Source organism: Neorhizobium sp. SHOUNA12A (assembly GCF_023006505.1).
Classification (GTDB): Bacteria; Pseudomonadota; Alphaproteobacteria; order Rhizobiales; family Rhizobiaceae; genus Neorhizobium.
The window spans coordinates 1-15809 of the sequence record NZ_JALBGV010000110.1 but is presented as its reverse complement, the minus strand read 5'-3'; the positions used below and the strand labels follow the sequence as shown (position 1 = coordinate 15809).

The following is a 15809-nucleotide window of genomic DNA, read 5'->3' as shown; positions in this document are numbered from 1 at the left end:
AAACGTAGCTTTCCTGCGAAGATCGACGGCTGCCCCTCGATCAACAGGATCATTCGTTCTGAAGGCATTTGCCGAACTTCCTGCGGCATCATCAGATCGCGTTCGCGTATCTGTTCGACTTTCGTTCGACGCGGTAGGCCGATCAGTTCGATTGTCCGCGATTCAGACTTGTAGCGGATCGTTTTCTTTCCCAGGGCGCGCGACACATATTCGGCCGTCGCCTGGTCGTTGGCACCAAGGATAAGTTGGACGCCGCAATTGCCAAGCAGGGAGTGCCGTGCGGTTTCGCCGTATATCTCGTCTAGGTTTTTAAGATCCTGAATGATGAAGGCGAGCTTGATGTTGTAGCCCGCCACGTAAGGCAGCTTATGCATGATCTCGTCCATCCGCTTCAATTGGCGGAACTCATCGAGCAGGAAATAGGCGGGCAGGGCGCTCGGGTTGAAGTCACGGGTGAGGAGGTCCATCGTCTGTTGGACGAACAGCGTCAGGAGAGGGCGCAGAATGGTGACGTCGCTGATGTTCGGTGCAAGATAAATCGTCACCGGGCGCCGGCGCATCGACGCCAGATCGATATCTGTGACGTTGGTCGCAGCGATGACCCGCTCGTTTCGAAATGGCTGCATCGCCTTCTGAATGTCGAGCAATGCCGACCGTGCAGCACGCTCGTTCAACGAAATATAGGCATTGAAGCTATCGGTCGTGAAGCGCGACAGGTCCGGTTCGTTTTCCTTGATCAGCTTCATCAGCACCTGAAGATCGACGCCGGCATTGAAGATCGCGTTGACCTCGCCGAGGTTCCGGCGGTTCTTGTAGTGCTGGCTTTCGAGCACATAGCTGATGACGCCGGCAATCACCTGCTGCGCCGTTCCCTGCCAGACCGCATTTTCCGAGCCGATGGTCTCGGGGATGAGGGTGCTTGCCATGTTCTGGATGTCGATCGTGCGACTGCCGCGGTCCTGCCGGACGAAGTCCAGCGGGTTCCAGCGGTGGGTCTTCTGCGCCCCGGGCGAGAACAGAAAAACCTGGTTTCCGGTCGATTTGCGGTAGCCCGCCGTATGTTGGTAGATCTCACCTTTGAGATCGGTGACGATCATCGAACCGGGAAACATCAACGCGTTTGGAATGACGTAACCGACGCCCTTGCCGGATCGGGTCGGGCCAATGATCAGATGATGCCGGTCGTCCAGGCGGCGCAGGATCTTGCCGCCGATCCGTCCGAAGATGTGCCCGTCTTTGCGAAACCACTTTCCACGCCGGATCATAGCAACATCCTGGAAGGCGGCATCGCCGAGTGGGTTCGATGGTCGTCGCAGGCCGAACACTCCGGCTGCCACCGATATGGCGACGGCGGAAAGCAGCGCGCCAAATGCCGCGATCTGCAAAGGCCGACTGTCGGAATAGAGCATCAGCTGTTGGATCGGCGCGAAGGGATTTTCGCTGACCGTCAGCTTGAGGATGCGGCTGTCCTTGAACACGAACTGCAGGATGAGCGCGTAACCGATCATCCAGACGGCGAGTGCGATCAGGCAACAGAAGAGAAGATAGGCTGCAAGGTAAGTGCGGCTCATGTCGCCCGCCTTGCGAAATAGATCTCGGAGACGCCCCGGCGGCCGCCATCCCGGCGCAACTGGATGACGATCGGTATAACCATCTGGATATACGTCATCAGGTCCTGTTTCGAATACCCCGACGACATCCCCGCCTGCTGCATCATCATCGCCAACTGCTCGTAAGCGCCGAGCGGCGTGTCGGCATGCACGGTCGACATGCTGCCGGGATGGCCAGTATTGATGGCCCGCAGAAAAGCGAACGCTTCCGAACCCCTGATCTCGCCGACGAACAGGCGGTCGGGCCGCATCCGCAGCGAGGCCTCCAGCAAGGACTGGATTGTCACCTGCGCCGTTCCCTGGTCGCCGCGGGAGGCGAGCAAGTGAACGGCGTTCGGCTGCGGCGGAAACAGTTCGCGGGTGTCCTCCAATGTCAGGATCCGCTCGGATGGATCGATCGTTTTCAGGCAAGCGTTGAGGAAGGTCGTCTTTCCCGTCGACGTGCCGCCGCTGATCAGGATCGACACACGTTCGCGAATGGCGGTCTGGATGAAGTCGTAGATTTGTTCTCCCTCAAGCAGATCGATCAAGCGGCGTTCAACGGCGCTCAGGCCGCCCATCGCGACGGAAACCTTGTCGAGCGATCCGCTGTCGCGATAATGCTCGAGGGTAAAATCGCTGGTGACCTGTTTGCGAATCGATATCGCGCCACCGTTGGCGGCCGCCGGCGGCAGCACGATCTGGATGCGCTCGCCGGTCGGCAGGGCGGCGCTGAGGATCGGATTGGCACGGCTGATAAACTGGTGGGTGACGCCAGCGACGCGCTCGCCGATATTTTCGATCTCATGGGCGGTCAGTGCCGGAATATGATGGTACTGCATGGCCTCAGTGCCAAGACGCTCGATATAGACCTCGCCCGGGCGATTGACGGATATTTCCACGACCGCGGGATCATCGAGGAAGACGCGCAGCGGCTCCAACGCGCGCTCTAGGAAATAGTAGGGGCTGATCTCAGCGGCTCTGATCTTGGCGAAGGCCTCGCTCATGCTTGATCTCCTTGAGGGCTTCCTGGACGGGGTCCGGATACATGGCTGAGAAGTCCAGATCCTGCCGAACGTAGACGAAGATCCGCTCGCCCTGATGGACGCTGATGGTCGGCGGGATTTTCAGGTTTTCCGCCAGCGCCTGGTTGGCCATGTCCGAAAAGGTCTGAGCGATGGTTTCGCGCGCAAGCTCGGCGGCACGGTCGGAATCGGACGAGCCGTTGCCGTTTCCGCCGCTCGAATATTGGCCGCTGCCGTAACCCGTAAGATAGCTTGATCCGGCGCCGACGATCGACAGCAGGATTGCCGAGCCGAAGCGTTCCCGCCATTTGTTGTCGACCAGGCCTGTCAGGCCCGAACGGCCGAGGCCGTCGGTGCCGATGCTGTTCAGCCGTACCGACACGCCATCGTCGCGCAGAAGACGCGTCCAGATGACGAAGATGCGCTTCTGGCCGCGGGTGACCTCCGATTGATATTCGCCGATCAATCGCGTGCCCGTCGGGATCAAGACGCGCCGGCCATCGAATGAATAGACGTCATGTGAGGTAATGGCACGGATCTGACCGGGCAGGTCGCTATTGATGGCGGTTTCCAAGATCCCGGGAATGAGCGTGCCTTCCGGGATCATCGCATCGATGCGATCGATCTGCCGCGCTTTCGCGGATCGGTCTCCGATCGCCGAAGCGGAGGCAAGGAACTTGCTGTTGCGGTCCTGACCCGCGACAGTCGGCCGATCGCCGTCCTCTCCGGACCCGAGCGCACCCTGAGAATTATCTGGTTTGGCCGAATCGACGACGATCTGTTTCGACAGAAAGCGCTTGGGGAATTCTTCGGGTTTTTCGGGCTGCAGTTGTTGCTGAGGCGTCGCAATGACCGCGCCGGGCGGCGGAGGCACGTCGAACGTCGTGGCATCCGGCGGCGCAGGCTTCGGCGGATCAGGTGGAGGATCCGGCAACTTGATCACCGGCGCAGGGGGCTGTTCTGGCGGTTTTTGATTGTCGCGCAGAAACGACGGCGGTCGGAACGTCGTCGTCGTGAACTCCTCGTCGCCTTTGACGCTCTCGGGAAGGCGCCTTGTGGGTGAGAAGACAACAACATAGGCGAGGGCGGCGCCCCCGAGCAGAAGTGCCGCGCTGCCGAGGAATTGCCGACGCCGGGCGCGACTGTCCCTGACTGCGGTCTCGTCGCTGGTGAGCATCGCTTCGAGTTCGGGAGACCGCTGCATCAGTTTCCGCTCCTCCTGCGTGTCGTCGCCTGTTCGTCATGCGCCGGCCCCATGATCGCCGGATCAGGTGCTCCGAAATCGGGCTTGCGGAGATTGAAGATGCAGGTCCAGGCGTTACCGTCGCGCAGCGTGTACTGGGTCGCTGTGCCATCGACGACGATGTAGTCGCCCTCGCGACGAAAATTACGCAATGTCTCGCTGAAGTCGGAATTCACCGCGAAGATCGCAGGTACTTTAGGACCGAATTTGAAGAACGTCTTTTTCCCGTCGTCGAACACCATCAAGGGCTTAAGGCCTCCGTCGCCGGAAAACGAATAGTCGATATTGACGTTCGCCTTGTCGATCCCGGCGACGTTGGGATTGGCGGCGCGCGCCTCGGCCTCTCTGCGCAGCGACGCATTGAGGTCTTTTTCCGGATAGATGAAGCGGATGCCGAAGATCTTCTTCCCGTCTTCGGGCGCATAGTCGTTGAGTTCGAGATAGTAGATCCGCTTGGTGGTCACGACGTTCATATTGGTGGTGACCTGTTTCGCCTTCGGCTTGACGAACAGGATGTTGCCCTTGTCCGTTGGCACCACGTCCCAGCTCTCGGTATCTCCAAGTGCCACCGTCTCGAACTTCTCGTCTTCGTCGAAGATAATCATCGTCGAAATACCATAGGTGGCGTAGACGCGGACCACGTTGTTCGGTTGATAAACGACGCTGGTCACCCGCGGATCGAGACGGCCGGCGGCCGGTGTCTGCGCGGCAAAAGATCCAATGGGTGTGACCAATGTCATAAACATCGCAAGGGCGACGGCACGCTTCAGCATCATCGGCCGCCCTCGGTCACGGTTTCCTGGTCGCGCCGGTAGTCGTAGACCTGAAAGCCAAGGGGGTTTTCGAAGCGCCATTCGTTGGTGGCGGGCGTGTCGGTATATCGGTAGCGCACGACCGCGATCCATTGGCGCGGGATGGTCTCGGCTTCCGATTGTTCGACGGTCGTGAACCTGACGATGCCGGTGCTGGCATTCGGAAAAGTCACCGAAGCAATCTCTGTCGTGACCCGCTTGTCGCGACCATAGACGCGGGCCGGGTTCTGCAGGTTGGCAGCGCTGTAGAGATCCTGCAGTTCGCGGGCGGCATTGCCGGTCGACAGCAGCGCCGCGATCCCGAAATTCTGCTCGATGGCATAAGGATCGTAGCCCTCGCGCGAGCGGATATAACGGACGATGTTGGCCTGGGTAATAGCCTGTTGTTCGGTTAGATTGGTTGGCCGTGTCAACCCGGTCTTGACCTCGACATAACCGGTATTCCTGTCGACCTCGACGATATAGGGCTCGAAACTCTTGAGGGGCACGAGCATAGCGAGCGTCGCCAGGCTGACGAGGGTGATGGCCCCGAAGATCGAGGTGACGAACCAGGCGAGGCCCCGTGACCGTTTCGCCCGCTTGACGATCTCCTGCTCCCAGATGTCCCCGCTTTGATAATATGTTCGAAGGCGATCGTCGTTTGTCCCTGCCATTGGCCTTGTTGCCCTTTGTCTGTCGTTCTCGGCTCAGGCCGGCGTGCTGTTCTGGGTGATCTTGGTCTGCATTGCGGCCTTCGTCCCTGACGGATCGTCGTCGCCACCGCGGTCGCGCCATCGGGCTTGCAGCGCCCGTCCAGCGCGATAGGTCGAGCGTCCGGCAGCGGTGGTTCCGCGAAGGGTACTGAGCCCCGCCCAGCGGGTGAACCTCGACGCCGCGTCGCCGACCCCGGCGCTGATGCCGCCGGCAATGCCCTGGCCGATCGACTGGATGTAGAGCATCACGAAGGCGCCAGCCGCACACAGAAGCAGAAAGCCGGCGATATCTGCGAGCGTCAGGGTTCTCGAGCCGCTGGCGGCATCGATCTTCGAAAGCTCGGGGTTCATCGCGGCGATCAGGAAAGAGGCCACCACGTAGATGAACAGCGGGATCAGCGCATAGGTGAGGACCTGGTTGAACCAGCCGACACCGTAGTTGCGGGTTTTCTCGAACAACATGCAGGCGATGAAGATCGGCGCCGTGCCGATCAGCACCCAGAGCATGACCTTCGCCAGAATGAGGATAGCGAGCGCGACGGCGATGAATATCCCGGCGCCCACCATGATCAACACGCCGATCATGCTCGGCAGGATCGAGAAATAGCCGGATTGTTCGGCAAATGCCGAGGCGGCCTGGTTGGCGGTCTTCCAGATCTGCGAAAGCCCGTTGGTGGGCTCGGAAATGCCCGTGCCGGATGCAGCGAGGATCGCCCGGCCGACATCCTCGGGAGTATCGTTGATCCAGTGGTAGAAGAGGTTATTGAAGTTTGTCCACGAGCCGACAAGCGCCAGGATGATCATCATCCGGGCGAGCCGGCCGACGATCTCGCCGACACCGATCCGCGCGGTCCCGAGAAAGAGCTGCAGGCCGTAATAAGCGACGTAGATCACCAGCATGACCTGCAACAGCGGCATGATCTCCTGCCCGACGACCGTATAGGCCTGCTCGGAAAACGAACTGCCGGAATCCTCGATGCGCTGCAGGAGATCGCCAAGGAAATCTTCCATAGGAACTCACTCCAGCCCAAGAGCCGCAAAGGCGGCCGCAGGATCGTTGACGGCGTGCATCGGTCCACAATCGGGGCGCGGATCATTTGCATAGGCTGAGAGATCCGACGGCCGCTTGCACGGCGCCGCCTTTTCCTTGACCGTCCCGCATCCGCCCAATAACGCCGAAACCGCAATGATGCCGATCGCGACGCTCACTCGAATGCCGTCAATTGCCATAGGCGAGGGCTTTTTTGCTGTTGGAGATATCGGTGAGGCGGCGCTGGTTTTCGGCCTGCAAGGATGTCACCGCGCCGTTCATCACGCCGATCATTTCGTTGAGCGTCAGGCCGGACTGAACCTGCAACTGCGTGTTCTGGTCGATCGAACCCTTGATGTCTTGCGACTTGCCGATCTGCTGGCCGGCAGCTTCGAAAGCCCCACGTCGTGTCTCGGTCGCCTTTTGCGCGCCGTTGATAAGGGCGGAAACGCCGAGCACGGTATTCACCAGTTGCTCATAGGATTTGTCGCTGGCGAGGTCGCTATTGTCCTTGCCCGACAGCGATTTCACCAGTTGCAACCCGTTGATGAACGTGGTGGCGACCTTCGAGACGTCGCCGCTCATGCTACCGAAATCGGGAACGCCGCCCTTGATCAGGCTGTCTAGCGACGGCATGGAAGAGACACTGAACCCTTGGCCGATCGCGAGATCCTGCAGCGGCCCCGCCGTGCTGCCACGATCACCGGTCACCGCCTTCAGGGTGTCCTCGACCGTGGTCAGGATGTTCTTGTTGGTGTCGAGGATCTTGTCGGTCGTGTCCGCCGTCTGTTTGGCGATCTTGTAATTCTGCTTGTCGATCACCGGCACGTCGGCATGGGCGAGGGACGACGACAGGACGGTGAGGGCAGCTATGAAGGACGTACGCTTCATGACGGGCTCCTATTGGGGTTGCAGCATGAGCTGGATGTCGGCTGTTTCTTCGCGTTTTGCGATGCAGGCCTTTTGCTCGGGGTCCCACACAAGACCTTGCCGTGGATCGCAGAGGCCGGTGGTATCGCGTGGAGGATCGTCGCCGTTAACGCCCGCAGTCGATCGCGAAGTGCTGGAGACATCCGACGTCGTGACAGCGTTGCGGGAATTGATGAGGTCTGCCATCGCGGCGCCGAGCCTGATGACGTTGTTCATCATTTCGAGATTGGCATTGCGCGCGGTCGAATTGTGGTCCCAGCTGTCCTGGATCGTGCCCGTCTGCAGGCCCGCCAGCTGCTGGTACCAACTCGCCACGTTGCCGAGGCTTTCGGAGGTGGCCCTCGAGGTGCCCATGGCGTTCAGGGTCGAATCGCGCATGCCGGAATAGGCAGTCCCACCGCCGCCGTAGTTCAGCGGGATGCCGGACTTGTCGGATCCACCAAAGGCGGGAAGCCAGTCCCGGGTAATGCTGCGAACGTAGCCTTGAGTTTCCTTGAAGGGCGGAATGCCGCCATATTTGCTGACACTGCCTGGCCCCGAATTATATGCCGCAAGCGCGAGGTTGGTGTCGCCGCCGAATTTGCGCAGCTGTTGTTTCAGATAGCGGGCGCCGCCGCGCAGATTGTCCTCAATGTTGTTTTCGTCGACCCCAAGCTGATCTGCCGTGCCGGGCATGAGCTGGGCCAGACCGGTCGCGCCGGCGAAGGATTTGGCACACGGGTTGAACCTGCTTTCCTGGTAGATGAGCGCCAGAAAGAGGCTTTCATCGACACCTTCCTCCTGGGCGATACGACGTGCGAGCCCTGAGATCTCGGCATTCTGCTCGGCAGCGCCGACCGGATCGTTCCGTCGCGTGGGGCGGTAGATCGAGCAGGTGACGGATGTGTGGATCGTATGGCGATCCTTGGTCGTTGTCTTGATCTTGCTGGTCGCTTTGTCGCGCGCCGTATCCTCTTGGAGGATCGCGTTGTCGATCACGGGAACATCGGCAAGTGCAATTTTGGGTATCGCCGCGACAAGCGCAGCGAAGGCGACAGGGGCGAAGCGGTGGAGCGCTGTCATGCTCAGGCCCTCCAGCCGCAGAAGCGGGGCAGCCAGGCCGATGGATCGTCTCCGAGTTCCTCCCGCAGCCGGGCGCATTCCTCGATGGTGTCCTTGCGGCCTGAAAGAACCTTGATCACGTCGGGCATGGTGCCGAGATCGAGACGAGCGATGACGCTGTCATTGCCATGCTTGACGAGAAAGGTGCGCTTTTCCGGCGGCGTGGTTCGGATGAAGTTGAACTCCTTCACCGTCAGGCCGAAGCGCCGAATGTAGCTTTCCTCGTCGGCGCGGGGATTGGGGAAGTGGATATTGGTCGCCGACTGCTCGATCAGCGTATGGGAAGCCGGCGCCCGGGCGATGTCGGCGGCCGACTGCGTTCCGAAACCGACGATGCCGTTCAGCTTGCGGATGGTCTTCATCTTGTCGACGATGAAGTCGCTGAAGGTCGGATCCCGCAGCAGCCGCCAGCCCTCGTCCATGAAGATCATCACCGGCGTGCCGTCGAGAAGTTCATCGAGCCGATGGAAAATATACATCAGTGCCGGCGTTCTAAGCTCCTCGTTGTCGAGGATGCTGGTCATGTCGAAACCGAAGACCTGCCGATCGGAAAAAGAGAGAACGTCATGGGTTGCGTTGAATAGCCAGGCTTTCTCGCCGTCGATCCATGGGCGCAGGCGCGCGCTGAGATCGTTCGGCCCGGCCCGCGAGCGGCCGATCAACAGCCCCGACAGGTTGGCGAGGTTGCGCTGGGCGGTCGGTTCCTGCATCAACCGGAAAAGGGCGCGCTCGAGGATATCTTCCTCTTCCTGATCGAACCCTGCTGCGTCGCCACGGTGGAGCATGATCTTCAGGAGGCGAAGCAGGAACTCGCGGTTCGGACCAGTGTTCTCGAGCTGCAGCGGATTGAAACCGGTCGAGGTGCCTGGCATCAGTACTTCGTAAGCGCCGTTCATGGCGCGCACAAAAATCTCGCCGCCGCGATCCTTGTCGAAGAACACAGCCCTCGGTGTCGGAGAGACCCGAAACGCTTGCGCCAGAAGAAAGGTGAGGGCAACGGTCTTGCCCGAGCCCGTCGGACCGGTCACCAGGAAATGCCCGATGTCGCGCCGATGGAAGTTGAACCAGTAAGGCGTCTGGCTAGTGGTCTCGAGGATCGTGATCGGCGTTTTCCAATGGCTGCCGTCCGTCTGGCCGCACGCGAAATTGTGCATCGACGATAGGCCGGCGAAGTTGGCGCTCGAAAGCAGCGCCTTTCTGGCGATGTAGGAATGGTTGCCGGGCAACTGCGCCCAGAACCCGGCTTCGAGGTTGAGGTCCTCGCGCAGCCAGTTGACGTTCATGTCCGTGAGGCAGGCGCCGAGATCGGACACTGCTCTGTTGACACCCTCGACGTTACGCGACAGGCACAGCAGCGTCAGATGATGAAGGCCGAACACCGCTTCCTGGTTCATCAGGCTATTGAGGGCGAAATCGATATCGTTCTCGACATTGCTGCCGGCTTCGTCGGATGCCGCGATCTGGCGTTTCAGGCGCGATATCCGCTCCTGCGCGATCGGCTTGTCGGTGATCGTGAAGGATTGCGTCAGGATGAACTCATGATTCATCTGCAGGAGGCCGTCGAGCATACCTGGCCCAGTGAACGGCGGGTACTCCTTGATCGAGAGCATTGCCCCGAAGCGGTCGTCTTCGCGGGCTGCTCCTTGAGCCTGCAGTGTGCGCCGGGAAAAATGCAGTCGGGAGCTGCCGACGTAGCCGGCGATGCTCATGCGCGGCAGGCGCATCCTGCGCGGAATGCCGCAGGTGAGCACGGAGTGGAAAAATTCGCAGGGCTCGGAATAGGGTTCATCGTCGCGATAGACGATCTCAAGCGGACGCGCACCATACTTCTGAAGGTCGCGGCAGAGATTGCCGACCAGTTCTTCAAGTTCGCTGACGGACTCTCGGAGTTGACTGTCAACCGCATCACGTGTTCCGGCTTTGTCGAAAAGTCGGCGCACCGTGTCCCCAGCGGCGAGTGCGCCGCGCATGCCTGAGCGCAAGACGCTGAGGTAGAGCTCGTTCGTGAACATGCGCTTGTCGCCAAGCTCAGCCAGGTAACGACGATTGAGGAGGTCGGCGAAGGGAGCATCGAAATTGCCGTCGAGACCCGCCTCCACCTGCCTACGGATGACGGTCGACCAAAGCGAGAAACGGCTGGAGCCGAGTGCGCGGATCATCGTATTCTGGACCACCGAGCGCATATTGAGCTCGGCCTGGTCCTCGGTCTGGAAAAACAGACCGTTCAGTCGGATGATCGAAAGAAGCGCACCGTTTTCGAGTTTGATCACGGTATCGGCCACATGTCGAAGATAAGGGATATGTTTCGACATCGATCGCTCGCGAGCGGCCGCGGCTCCAAAACCCAGTTCTTCCTGGATGAGCTTCAGCATGGTCAGGGTCCGTAGGAGTTTGCACCCCAGAAAGACTTGTTCGGGGTTTTTGGCGTTATGCGCGTTGCGACCTGCAACACGTCGAGGATACGGCTGTCCCAGGTGCACAGGGTGAAGAGGACGAGATAGGCGAGCGGGGCGGTCATCAGCGCCCAGACCGTGTTGGTCGCGAGCCAAGCAATGATCGTCAGGCCGATCACCACGACCACTGCCATGTAGGGGACGCCCCACAAGGTCGGCGACCGGGTCAGCCCGATGATCAGCGGCGTGAGCGTCGGCTTGTCGTCCGAGAACTCGGTCATCGCTCAGTTTCCGACCGTGGACATCAGTTGGTCGACGATCGCGGGCGCGCCAAACACCAGACCGATACCGAGAACGACCGCGCCAGCCGTGAACCAGCTCAGACGCCCGGCAAAGGCGAGAAACCCGAGTCCGATCACCGCGATGATCGCGACCAAACGTCCAAATGGGCCGGTGATGAAGTCGACGACTGCCTGGACCACAGTCTGCAGCGGTGCGAAGGCCTGGTTTGTTGCCTGTGCCATCGCACTGTCGGCGGAGAGCGCGTGCGAGGTGGCAACCACGGCGATCATCGTCGTCAGACGGATTGCGCGTTTCTGTCGGGCAGACAGGGTGATGCTCATTTTAAATCTCCTTTGTTTCAGAAATGCATGACGCCGTTCACGAACCGGCTGCCTTTGGCGCCGAGCACGTCGCTGACCTGGTCGCTGGAAATGGCAGGGCGCGCTCCGGCAGGACCGCGTCGGTCGGGCGCCTTCGCGTGGGGCAACCCCAGGCCGAGTTGCCGATTGATGACCGAGGCCACATAGCGGACCGTTTCCGGATAGGGTGGCACGCCGCCATTGTCGTAGATTGCCTGGACGCCGGCATTGTAAGCGGCCGCGGCAAGCAGCGGATTTCGGAATTCGTCGAGAAGTGCCTTCAAACGACGGACGCCGGCATCAATATTGGATGCGGGATCGCAGGCATCGGTGACACCTAACTCGCGCGCTGTATCCGGCATCAATTGCATCGGCCCACGAGCGCCGGTGGGGCTGTTGCGAACCTGATCGAAACGGCTCTCGGTCCACGCGATCGCCTTAGCGAAATCAGCATCGACGCCATATGCATCGGCTGCGCGCCCCACCAGAGCTTCGATCTGCGCGGGGCTGAGAGGGGAGGGTCCGCAGTCTTCCCGGACGTATCTCAGACCCGAGGATGAATATATTATATTCATAACTGGGCGGGAATTTTTGGTGAGTGCTGGATATGACCCGTCAGAGTTCCCTATTGCAACGTCACCCGATGGCGAACCTGATATATTCGCTTCCGATCCGTCTGCTGACCGGCTAAGCTTTCCCGATCTATCCAGGAAAAACTCAACAACCGGTGACGGCAACGGGCGGTCTTTGATGCGTGGGGAGAGCTCGCCATTCTGGCCAATTTGCGCTGAAAATCTCGAAAAATCGAATGAATAGACTGTTTCCGGCCAGGGGATAAAACATGGCAGGGCGGTCAAGATCGCGATCGTCTTCAAAGCGATGAACCCTCTTGTTTGTCCTGCTCCGGGACAGCAACGGTCGGTCGGAACAGGAATTCTCACGGCAGATATTGCTTGCGAATGTTACCTAATATGTTCATAATTAGCGCGAAAAATTTGAATCGAAAAGTCGGAAAATGCACGCGGTGGAAATTTTATGAGAACACAAAGGGTAATATCCGTTCATCGGAGCCTCCAGTGTCTGTCTGCTCTGCTGACAGCGGCCATCCCGGCTGCGGCCGGAGGAAAAGTCGATCCGGCTTATGTCAAATCGCTGGCTGCGCCCGGAAAGTCGGTTCTGGTGGTCGAATACTACGATCCGGGCGGGAAAATCGTCGACCGGAAGGGGTTTGCCTCGGCGACCGGATTCGAGGTTCGCTCGCCCGTCGATATTGCGGTCGACGCGAAGACCACATTGCGCCTCTACGGGCTTCAGCCCTGTACCGGCGATATGGTCAACCAAAGGGAGGGGTTCGCCGGTACGTGCAGAGACTATGCGAAACAGCAGCTCCACACCTTGGTGAAGGCGGCCAAAGTCGTTTTTTGTCGGGCGTTTCTGACCGAGAGAAATGCCGTCACGCAGGATGTCACGTGCTTCGGCTATTATAACTATCCGGGGGCGCTCGACGTTGTCGACAATATCGAGGAGCAACTCGTTTCGCTCGGCGCCTTGCGGCTCTCAAAAAAGCAGGATGGCAGCTTCTTGCGCCCTGACCTGGAGCCGGCCGAAAAAATCGGGCGGGGCGGCTTTGGAATGTGGGCCGACCCGAGAGTTCAGCAGCAATGACATGCCGGCTTGCGCACATCGTGCTTGCGGCTTTTCTCGCCGCCTTCCCGGCAAGCCGGGCTCCCGCAGGTTATTTCGACTTCGGACCCAACGTCACCTTCGAAACGGGTGACACCTGGATTTCCGCGGGCCGGCGCTACCGCATCTATGGGCTGCAGTCCTGCTTGCGTCAGACCTTCTACACCGATCGGTCGGGAAACAAGCGAGACTGCGGCGAGGCATCGATTGCCGTCCTGGGCGCTTATGTGAGAGATACCAGTCCCCTCTGCGCTCCGGTTGCCACGCAAGCTGAGCTGATATTCGTGACCTGCTACGCCACTGTCGGCGACGAACGCCTTGACCTCGCGATGATGATGATCACGGAAGGCTTCGGCTTCGCCAGCCTCAGCAGCGACGGCCTGCCGGTATATCCCGCCTATGCGGTTGCCGAGCAAAAGGCGCGAGAAGCCCGGCGTGGTCTATGGCAATTCGATGATGTCCAGCACCCATCGATCCTTCTAAGCCACGCGGCGAAAAACGCGAGGATGCGGAAATGATCCGAACGGGAATATTCGCTCTTGCGATCCTCGCGCTGGCGCCGCGCGCATCGGTCCCGGCGGACCTTATAGTGCCTGCACCCAAAAGCGCTGCGTCAACCGACCGGCCGATTGCGCAGAAGATCGAGGGCAAGGTGACTGTGATGGATGGCCGGACACTGTGGTTTCCGGCTTCGCAGCTTTTGGTGCGCCTTGCTGGGATCGATAGTTGCGAACTTCCGCAATGGGCTTTTGATCCGAACGCGACCGATCCCCGCAGCCTGGCTCTCGTCCCGGTGCCATGCGGAGCCCTGGCAAAGGCGTGGCTCAAAAGAACGATCTCCGGGAGACGCGTTGTCTGCACTGTCGACTCCAACCTGACCGAGAACCTGATCGGCGCGACCTGCGTCGTCGATGGACGCGACCTCGCTCTAGACATGATCGGCGTCGGTCTAGCGCGCGTCGTGGTCGATCCGAGAGTGGTTCCTGAACGGTATGGCACCGCGCAACGTTACGCGATGGCGGCGCGCTATGGCATCTGGGCGACGTACGTACTCGACATGGCAGAGTGGCGGCAAAGAGCGGTCGACGAGACACTGGGTCGCCGCCCCGCGGCCGATCGAAACCTGTTGACCACGCGGCAGAGCGAGATCTCGCCGCCATTCATCGACGCTCGCCGCCAGCCGGCGCGCCGAGACCGCTAATGTTCGCACCTGAGGATCCTTTCCGTGAGATATCTCTTCGCATCGTTGCTCGCCTTCTCCGCTCTCCTCGCCCATGCTCCCCAAACGTTTGCGAGCGAATGGGGCTGCGAAGTGCTGCTTTGCGCCGCGTCTTCCAACCCGTCTTGGCTAGGGATCGAAAGCTGCCACCCACCAATGGAGAAGTTGATTTCTGCGATGAAGAAGCCGGGTTTCTCCTGGCCGACCCGCCCTGAGGGCGGTGCGGGAAAACCGGGCTATGAGCCCTACGCCGACTGCGCTATGGGCTGGACGGCGACCGCCGGCGGTGTTGGCAACGGAGACCTTCGTCGCCAAGAGTTATCGAGATGCATGCGCCAGGTCACGAGTTGCGAGGGCGGATCCCGATGGTCTCGTTTTTCCGACAGCGGCGGCAGCGCGAGGGCTCCGGGCATCACACGGCACTACCGAGGTGACAATTCCTGTAGCTACACGGAGTTCCAGGATCGACCGCGTCGATCGGCCCCCTATTTCTTTGACATCAGGGACCAGACGACGGGTAAGGACGAACGACATTGGTTCGCTTTATCAACACGCTAGTTGGCGGGGGCGAAAGGTAATATCCGCGCTTTTTACCGCGAGCCGATAGCCATCCGGCACCAGCGTGATGTATGAACGGACGTCGCATTTTGGGTCGGTGGAAGATGGCAGAAGATTTAGACGATCACATCGCGGAATTGGAATTGGTCAAGACGATTGATCCTGACAATGAAAAGCCTGTCTATCGCAGACAGGGCTTCAATGGCATTTCCACCTTTGACGAGTTGGATAACAAACTGGGTGAGCAGCTGCGGCGCTGTCGCCAGGAAAAGGGCTTGAGCAGAGCCGACATGGCAACTCTCGTTGGATTGAGCGAGCAGGTCTATGGCCGCTATGAACGCAATTCCTCCAAGATGACGGTGAGCCGCTTAATCCATCTGAGTGAGGTGCTCGGTGTCTCGCCTCTGGCGATGCTCTATCCCACAGCACCCCAATTATGGGGAAAAACGGAGATGGAGGCGGAAGCCCGTATCCGGATCATGGGCTTGCTAGAAAACCTCCCGAGCGACACGATGGAATCTGTCGTAAGACTGCTTGAAACGGTCCATGTCCTTCAGGAAAAAAAACCAAACTCTTAAGCCTTGGGACTACCGCTTCACAGAATATGATCCAGCGATCGCATCAGCCGTGCCATCGCCTGGTCATCGAGGAACGTTTCGGTTTTCGCGAGCAATAGCGTGAAATAGAGCAGCTTAGTCTGCCCGCCGGCATTGGAAGTGGGTTTGAAGTCCAACAGCCGCTCGCGCAGCGATTGCTCTTCAAGTGCTCGTATTTTGATTTCCTGCTTGTCTTCGATCGTGGGATGCGACTTGGCTTGCAAATTGTCTATCTTTGCTACGACTTGGGCATGTTGGGCCAAGAGCGCCCAGAAGTCATCGGTTTCATCATCCATG

At 59.7% G+C, this 15809-nt stretch carries 18 protein-coding genes; 4 read left to right on the top strand and 14 right to left on the bottom strand.

From position 1 onward, the window contains the following. The 13 genes from MOV63_RS29100 to MOV63_RS29040 all read right to left on the bottom strand — a co-directional run. Positions 1-1571 (bottom strand): type IV secretory system conjugative DNA transfer family protein (locus MOV63_RS29100; RefSeq protein ID WP_247039103.1); only part of this gene is annotated, 1571 nt, incomplete at its 3' end. Beyond that, positions 1568-2596 (bottom strand): P-type DNA transfer ATPase VirB11, encoded by a 1029-nt coding sequence (gene virB11, locus MOV63_RS29095; protein ID WP_051900499.1) that lies wholly within the window; start codon positions 2594-2596, stop codon positions 1568-1570. The genes virB11 and MOV63_RS29100, both read right to left, overlap by 4 nt. Then, a complete protein-coding gene (gene virB10, locus MOV63_RS29090) occupies positions 2562-3818 on the bottom strand; it encodes a type IV secretion system protein VirB10 (protein ID WP_040124867.1) in 1257 nt (418 codons plus the stop codon). The genes virB11 and virB10 overlap by 35 nt, the downstream gene beginning before the upstream one ends. After that, positions 3818-4597 carry a TrbG/VirB9 family P-type conjugative transfer protein gene (locus MOV63_RS29085; RefSeq protein WP_405029397.1) on the bottom strand — a complete coding sequence of 260 codons (780 nt, stop codon included), beginning with the start codon at positions 4595-4597 and terminating at the stop codon, positions 3818-3820. The genes virB10 and MOV63_RS29085 overlap by 1 nt, the downstream gene beginning before the upstream one ends. Before the next feature lie 32 nt (positions 4598-4629). Next, positions 4630-5322, bottom strand: a complete 693-nt coding sequence (locus tag MOV63_RS29080; protein ID WP_247039101.1) for a virB8 family protein — start codon at positions 5320-5322, stop codon at positions 4630-4632. Positions 5323-5355: 33 nt separating this feature from the next. Beyond that, positions 5356-6372 (bottom strand): type IV secretion system protein, encoded by a 1017-nt coding sequence (locus MOV63_RS29075; protein ID WP_247039098.1) that lies wholly within the window; start codon positions 6370-6372, stop codon positions 5356-5358. A 6-nt stretch (positions 6373-6378) separates the two neighbouring features. Beyond that, positions 6379-6591: a hypothetical protein gene (locus MOV63_RS29070; RefSeq protein ID WP_040124863.1), complete on the bottom strand. Its 213-nt coding sequence runs from the start codon at positions 6589-6591 to the stop codon at positions 6379-6381. Next, a complete protein-coding gene (locus MOV63_RS29065; protein WP_247039097.1) occupies positions 6581-7282 on the bottom strand; it encodes a type IV secretion system protein in 702 nt (233 codons plus the stop codon). The genes MOV63_RS29070 and MOV63_RS29065 overlap by 11 nt, the downstream gene beginning before the upstream one ends. A 9-nt stretch (positions 7283-7291) precedes the next feature. Beyond that, the gene (locus MOV63_RS29060) at positions 7292-8383 is read right to left on the bottom strand and encodes a lytic transglycosylase domain-containing protein (RefSeq protein WP_247039096.1); all 1092 of its coding nucleotides are present in this window, start codon (positions 8381-8383) and stop codon (positions 7292-7294) included. Between the two features lie 2 nt (positions 8384-8385). Beyond that, on the bottom strand, positions 8386-10794 hold the full coding sequence (locus MOV63_RS29055; RefSeq protein ID WP_247039095.1) for a VirB4 family type IV secretion/conjugal transfer ATPase: 2409 nt from the start codon (positions 10792-10794) through the stop codon (positions 8386-8388). 2 nt (positions 10795-10796) lie between these two features. Next, on the bottom strand, positions 10797-11096 hold the full coding sequence (locus MOV63_RS29050) for a type IV secretion system protein VirB3 (protein WP_247039094.1): 300 nt from the start codon (positions 11094-11096) through the stop codon (positions 10797-10799). Positions 11097-11099: 3 nt separating this feature from the next. Continuing rightward, positions 11100-11438: a TrbC/VirB2 family protein gene (locus MOV63_RS29045; RefSeq protein WP_040124856.1), complete on the bottom strand. Its 339-nt coding sequence runs from the start codon at positions 11436-11438 to the stop codon at positions 11100-11102. A 17-nt stretch (positions 11439-11455) separates the two neighbouring features. Beyond that, positions 11456-11941, bottom strand: a complete 486-nt coding sequence (locus MOV63_RS29040; RefSeq protein WP_309500854.1) for a lytic transglycosylase domain-containing protein — start codon at positions 11939-11941, stop codon at positions 11456-11458. Between the two features lie 550 nt (positions 11942-12491). Here MOV63_RS29040 and MOV63_RS29035 point away from each other — a divergent pair. From MOV63_RS29035 to MOV63_RS29020, 4 genes are all read left to right on the top strand, one after another. After that, positions 12492-13121, top strand: coding sequence for a hypothetical protein (locus MOV63_RS29035; protein WP_247039093.1), 630 nt, complete (start codon positions 12492-12494; stop codon positions 13119-13121). After that, positions 13118-13657 (top strand): thermonuclease family protein, encoded by a 540-nt coding sequence (locus MOV63_RS29030; protein WP_247039092.1) that lies wholly within the window; start codon positions 13118-13120, stop codon positions 13655-13657. Before MOV63_RS29035 ends, MOV63_RS29030 begins: the two co-directional genes overlap by 4 nt. Beyond that, on the top strand, positions 13654-14340 hold the full coding sequence (locus MOV63_RS29025) for a thermonuclease family protein (RefSeq protein WP_258719338.1): 687 nt from the start codon (positions 13654-13656) through the stop codon (positions 14338-14340). Before MOV63_RS29030 ends, MOV63_RS29025 begins: the two co-directional genes overlap by 4 nt. Positions 14341-15020: 680 nt before the next feature. After that, positions 15021-15494, top strand: a complete 474-nt coding sequence (locus tag MOV63_RS29020) for a helix-turn-helix domain-containing protein (protein ID WP_247039090.1) — start codon at positions 15021-15023, stop codon at positions 15492-15494. A gap of 17 nt (positions 15495-15511) precedes the next feature. On the opposite strand, the gene MOV63_RS29015 is transcribed toward MOV63_RS29020, so the two are convergent. After that, positions 15512-15809: hypothetical protein (locus MOV63_RS29015; protein ID WP_247039088.1), on the bottom strand; the 298-nt coding region annotated here is incomplete at its 5' end.

Coding starts and splice junctions, on each gene's coding strand:
- MOV63_RS29045 (WP_040124856.1), bottom strand. CDS start 11,438: ATGAGCATCACCCTGTCTGCCCGACAGAAACGCGCAATCCGTCTGACG.
- MOV63_RS29050 (WP_247039094.1), bottom strand. CDS start 11,096: ATGACCGAGTTCTCGGACGACAAGCCGACGCTCACGCCGCTGATCATC.
- MOV63_RS29030 (WP_247039092.1), top strand. CDS start 13,118: ATGACATGCCGGCTTGCGCACATCGTGCTTGCGGCTTTTCTCGCCGCC.
- MOV63_RS29065 (WP_247039097.1), bottom strand. CDS start 7,282: ATGAAGCGTACGTCCTTCATAGCTGCCCTCACCGTCCTGTCGTCGTCC.
- MOV63_RS29035 (WP_247039093.1), top strand. CDS start 12,492: ATGAGAACACAAAGGGTAATATCCGTTCATCGGAGCCTCCAGTGTCTG.
- MOV63_RS29075 (WP_247039098.1), bottom strand. CDS start 6,372: ATGGAAGATTTCCTTGGCGATCTCCTGCAGCGCATCGAGGATTCCGGC.
- virB11 (WP_051900499.1), bottom strand. CDS start 2,596: ATGAGCGAGGCCTTCGCCAAGATCAGAGCCGCTGAGATCAGCCCCTAC.
- MOV63_RS29055 (WP_247039095.1), bottom strand. CDS start 10,794: ATGCTGAAGCTCATCCAGGAAGAACTGGGTTTTGGAGCCGCGGCCGCT.
- MOV63_RS29060 (WP_247039096.1), bottom strand. CDS start 8,383: ATGACAGCGCTCCACCGCTTCGCCCCTGTCGCCTTCGCTGCGCTTGTC.
- MOV63_RS29025 (WP_258719338.1), top strand. CDS start 13,654: ATGATCCGAACGGGAATATTCGCTCTTGCGATCCTCGCGCTGGCGCCG.
- MOV63_RS29080 (WP_247039101.1), bottom strand. CDS start 5,322: ATGGCAGGGACAAACGACGATCGCCTTCGAACATATTATCAAAGCGGG.
- MOV63_RS29020 (WP_247039090.1), top strand. CDS start 15,021: ATGGCAGAAGATTTAGACGATCACATCGCGGAATTGGAATTGGTCAAG.
- virB10 (WP_040124867.1), bottom strand. CDS start 3,818: ATGCAGCGGTCTCCCGAACTCGAAGCGATGCTCACCAGCGACGAGACC.
- MOV63_RS29070 (WP_040124863.1), bottom strand. CDS start 6,591: ATGGCAATTGACGGCATTCGAGTGAGCGTCGCGATCGGCATCATTGCG.
- MOV63_RS29085 (WP_405029397.1), bottom strand. CDS start 4,597: ATGACATTGGTCACACCCATTGGATCTTTTGCCGCGCAGACACCGGCC.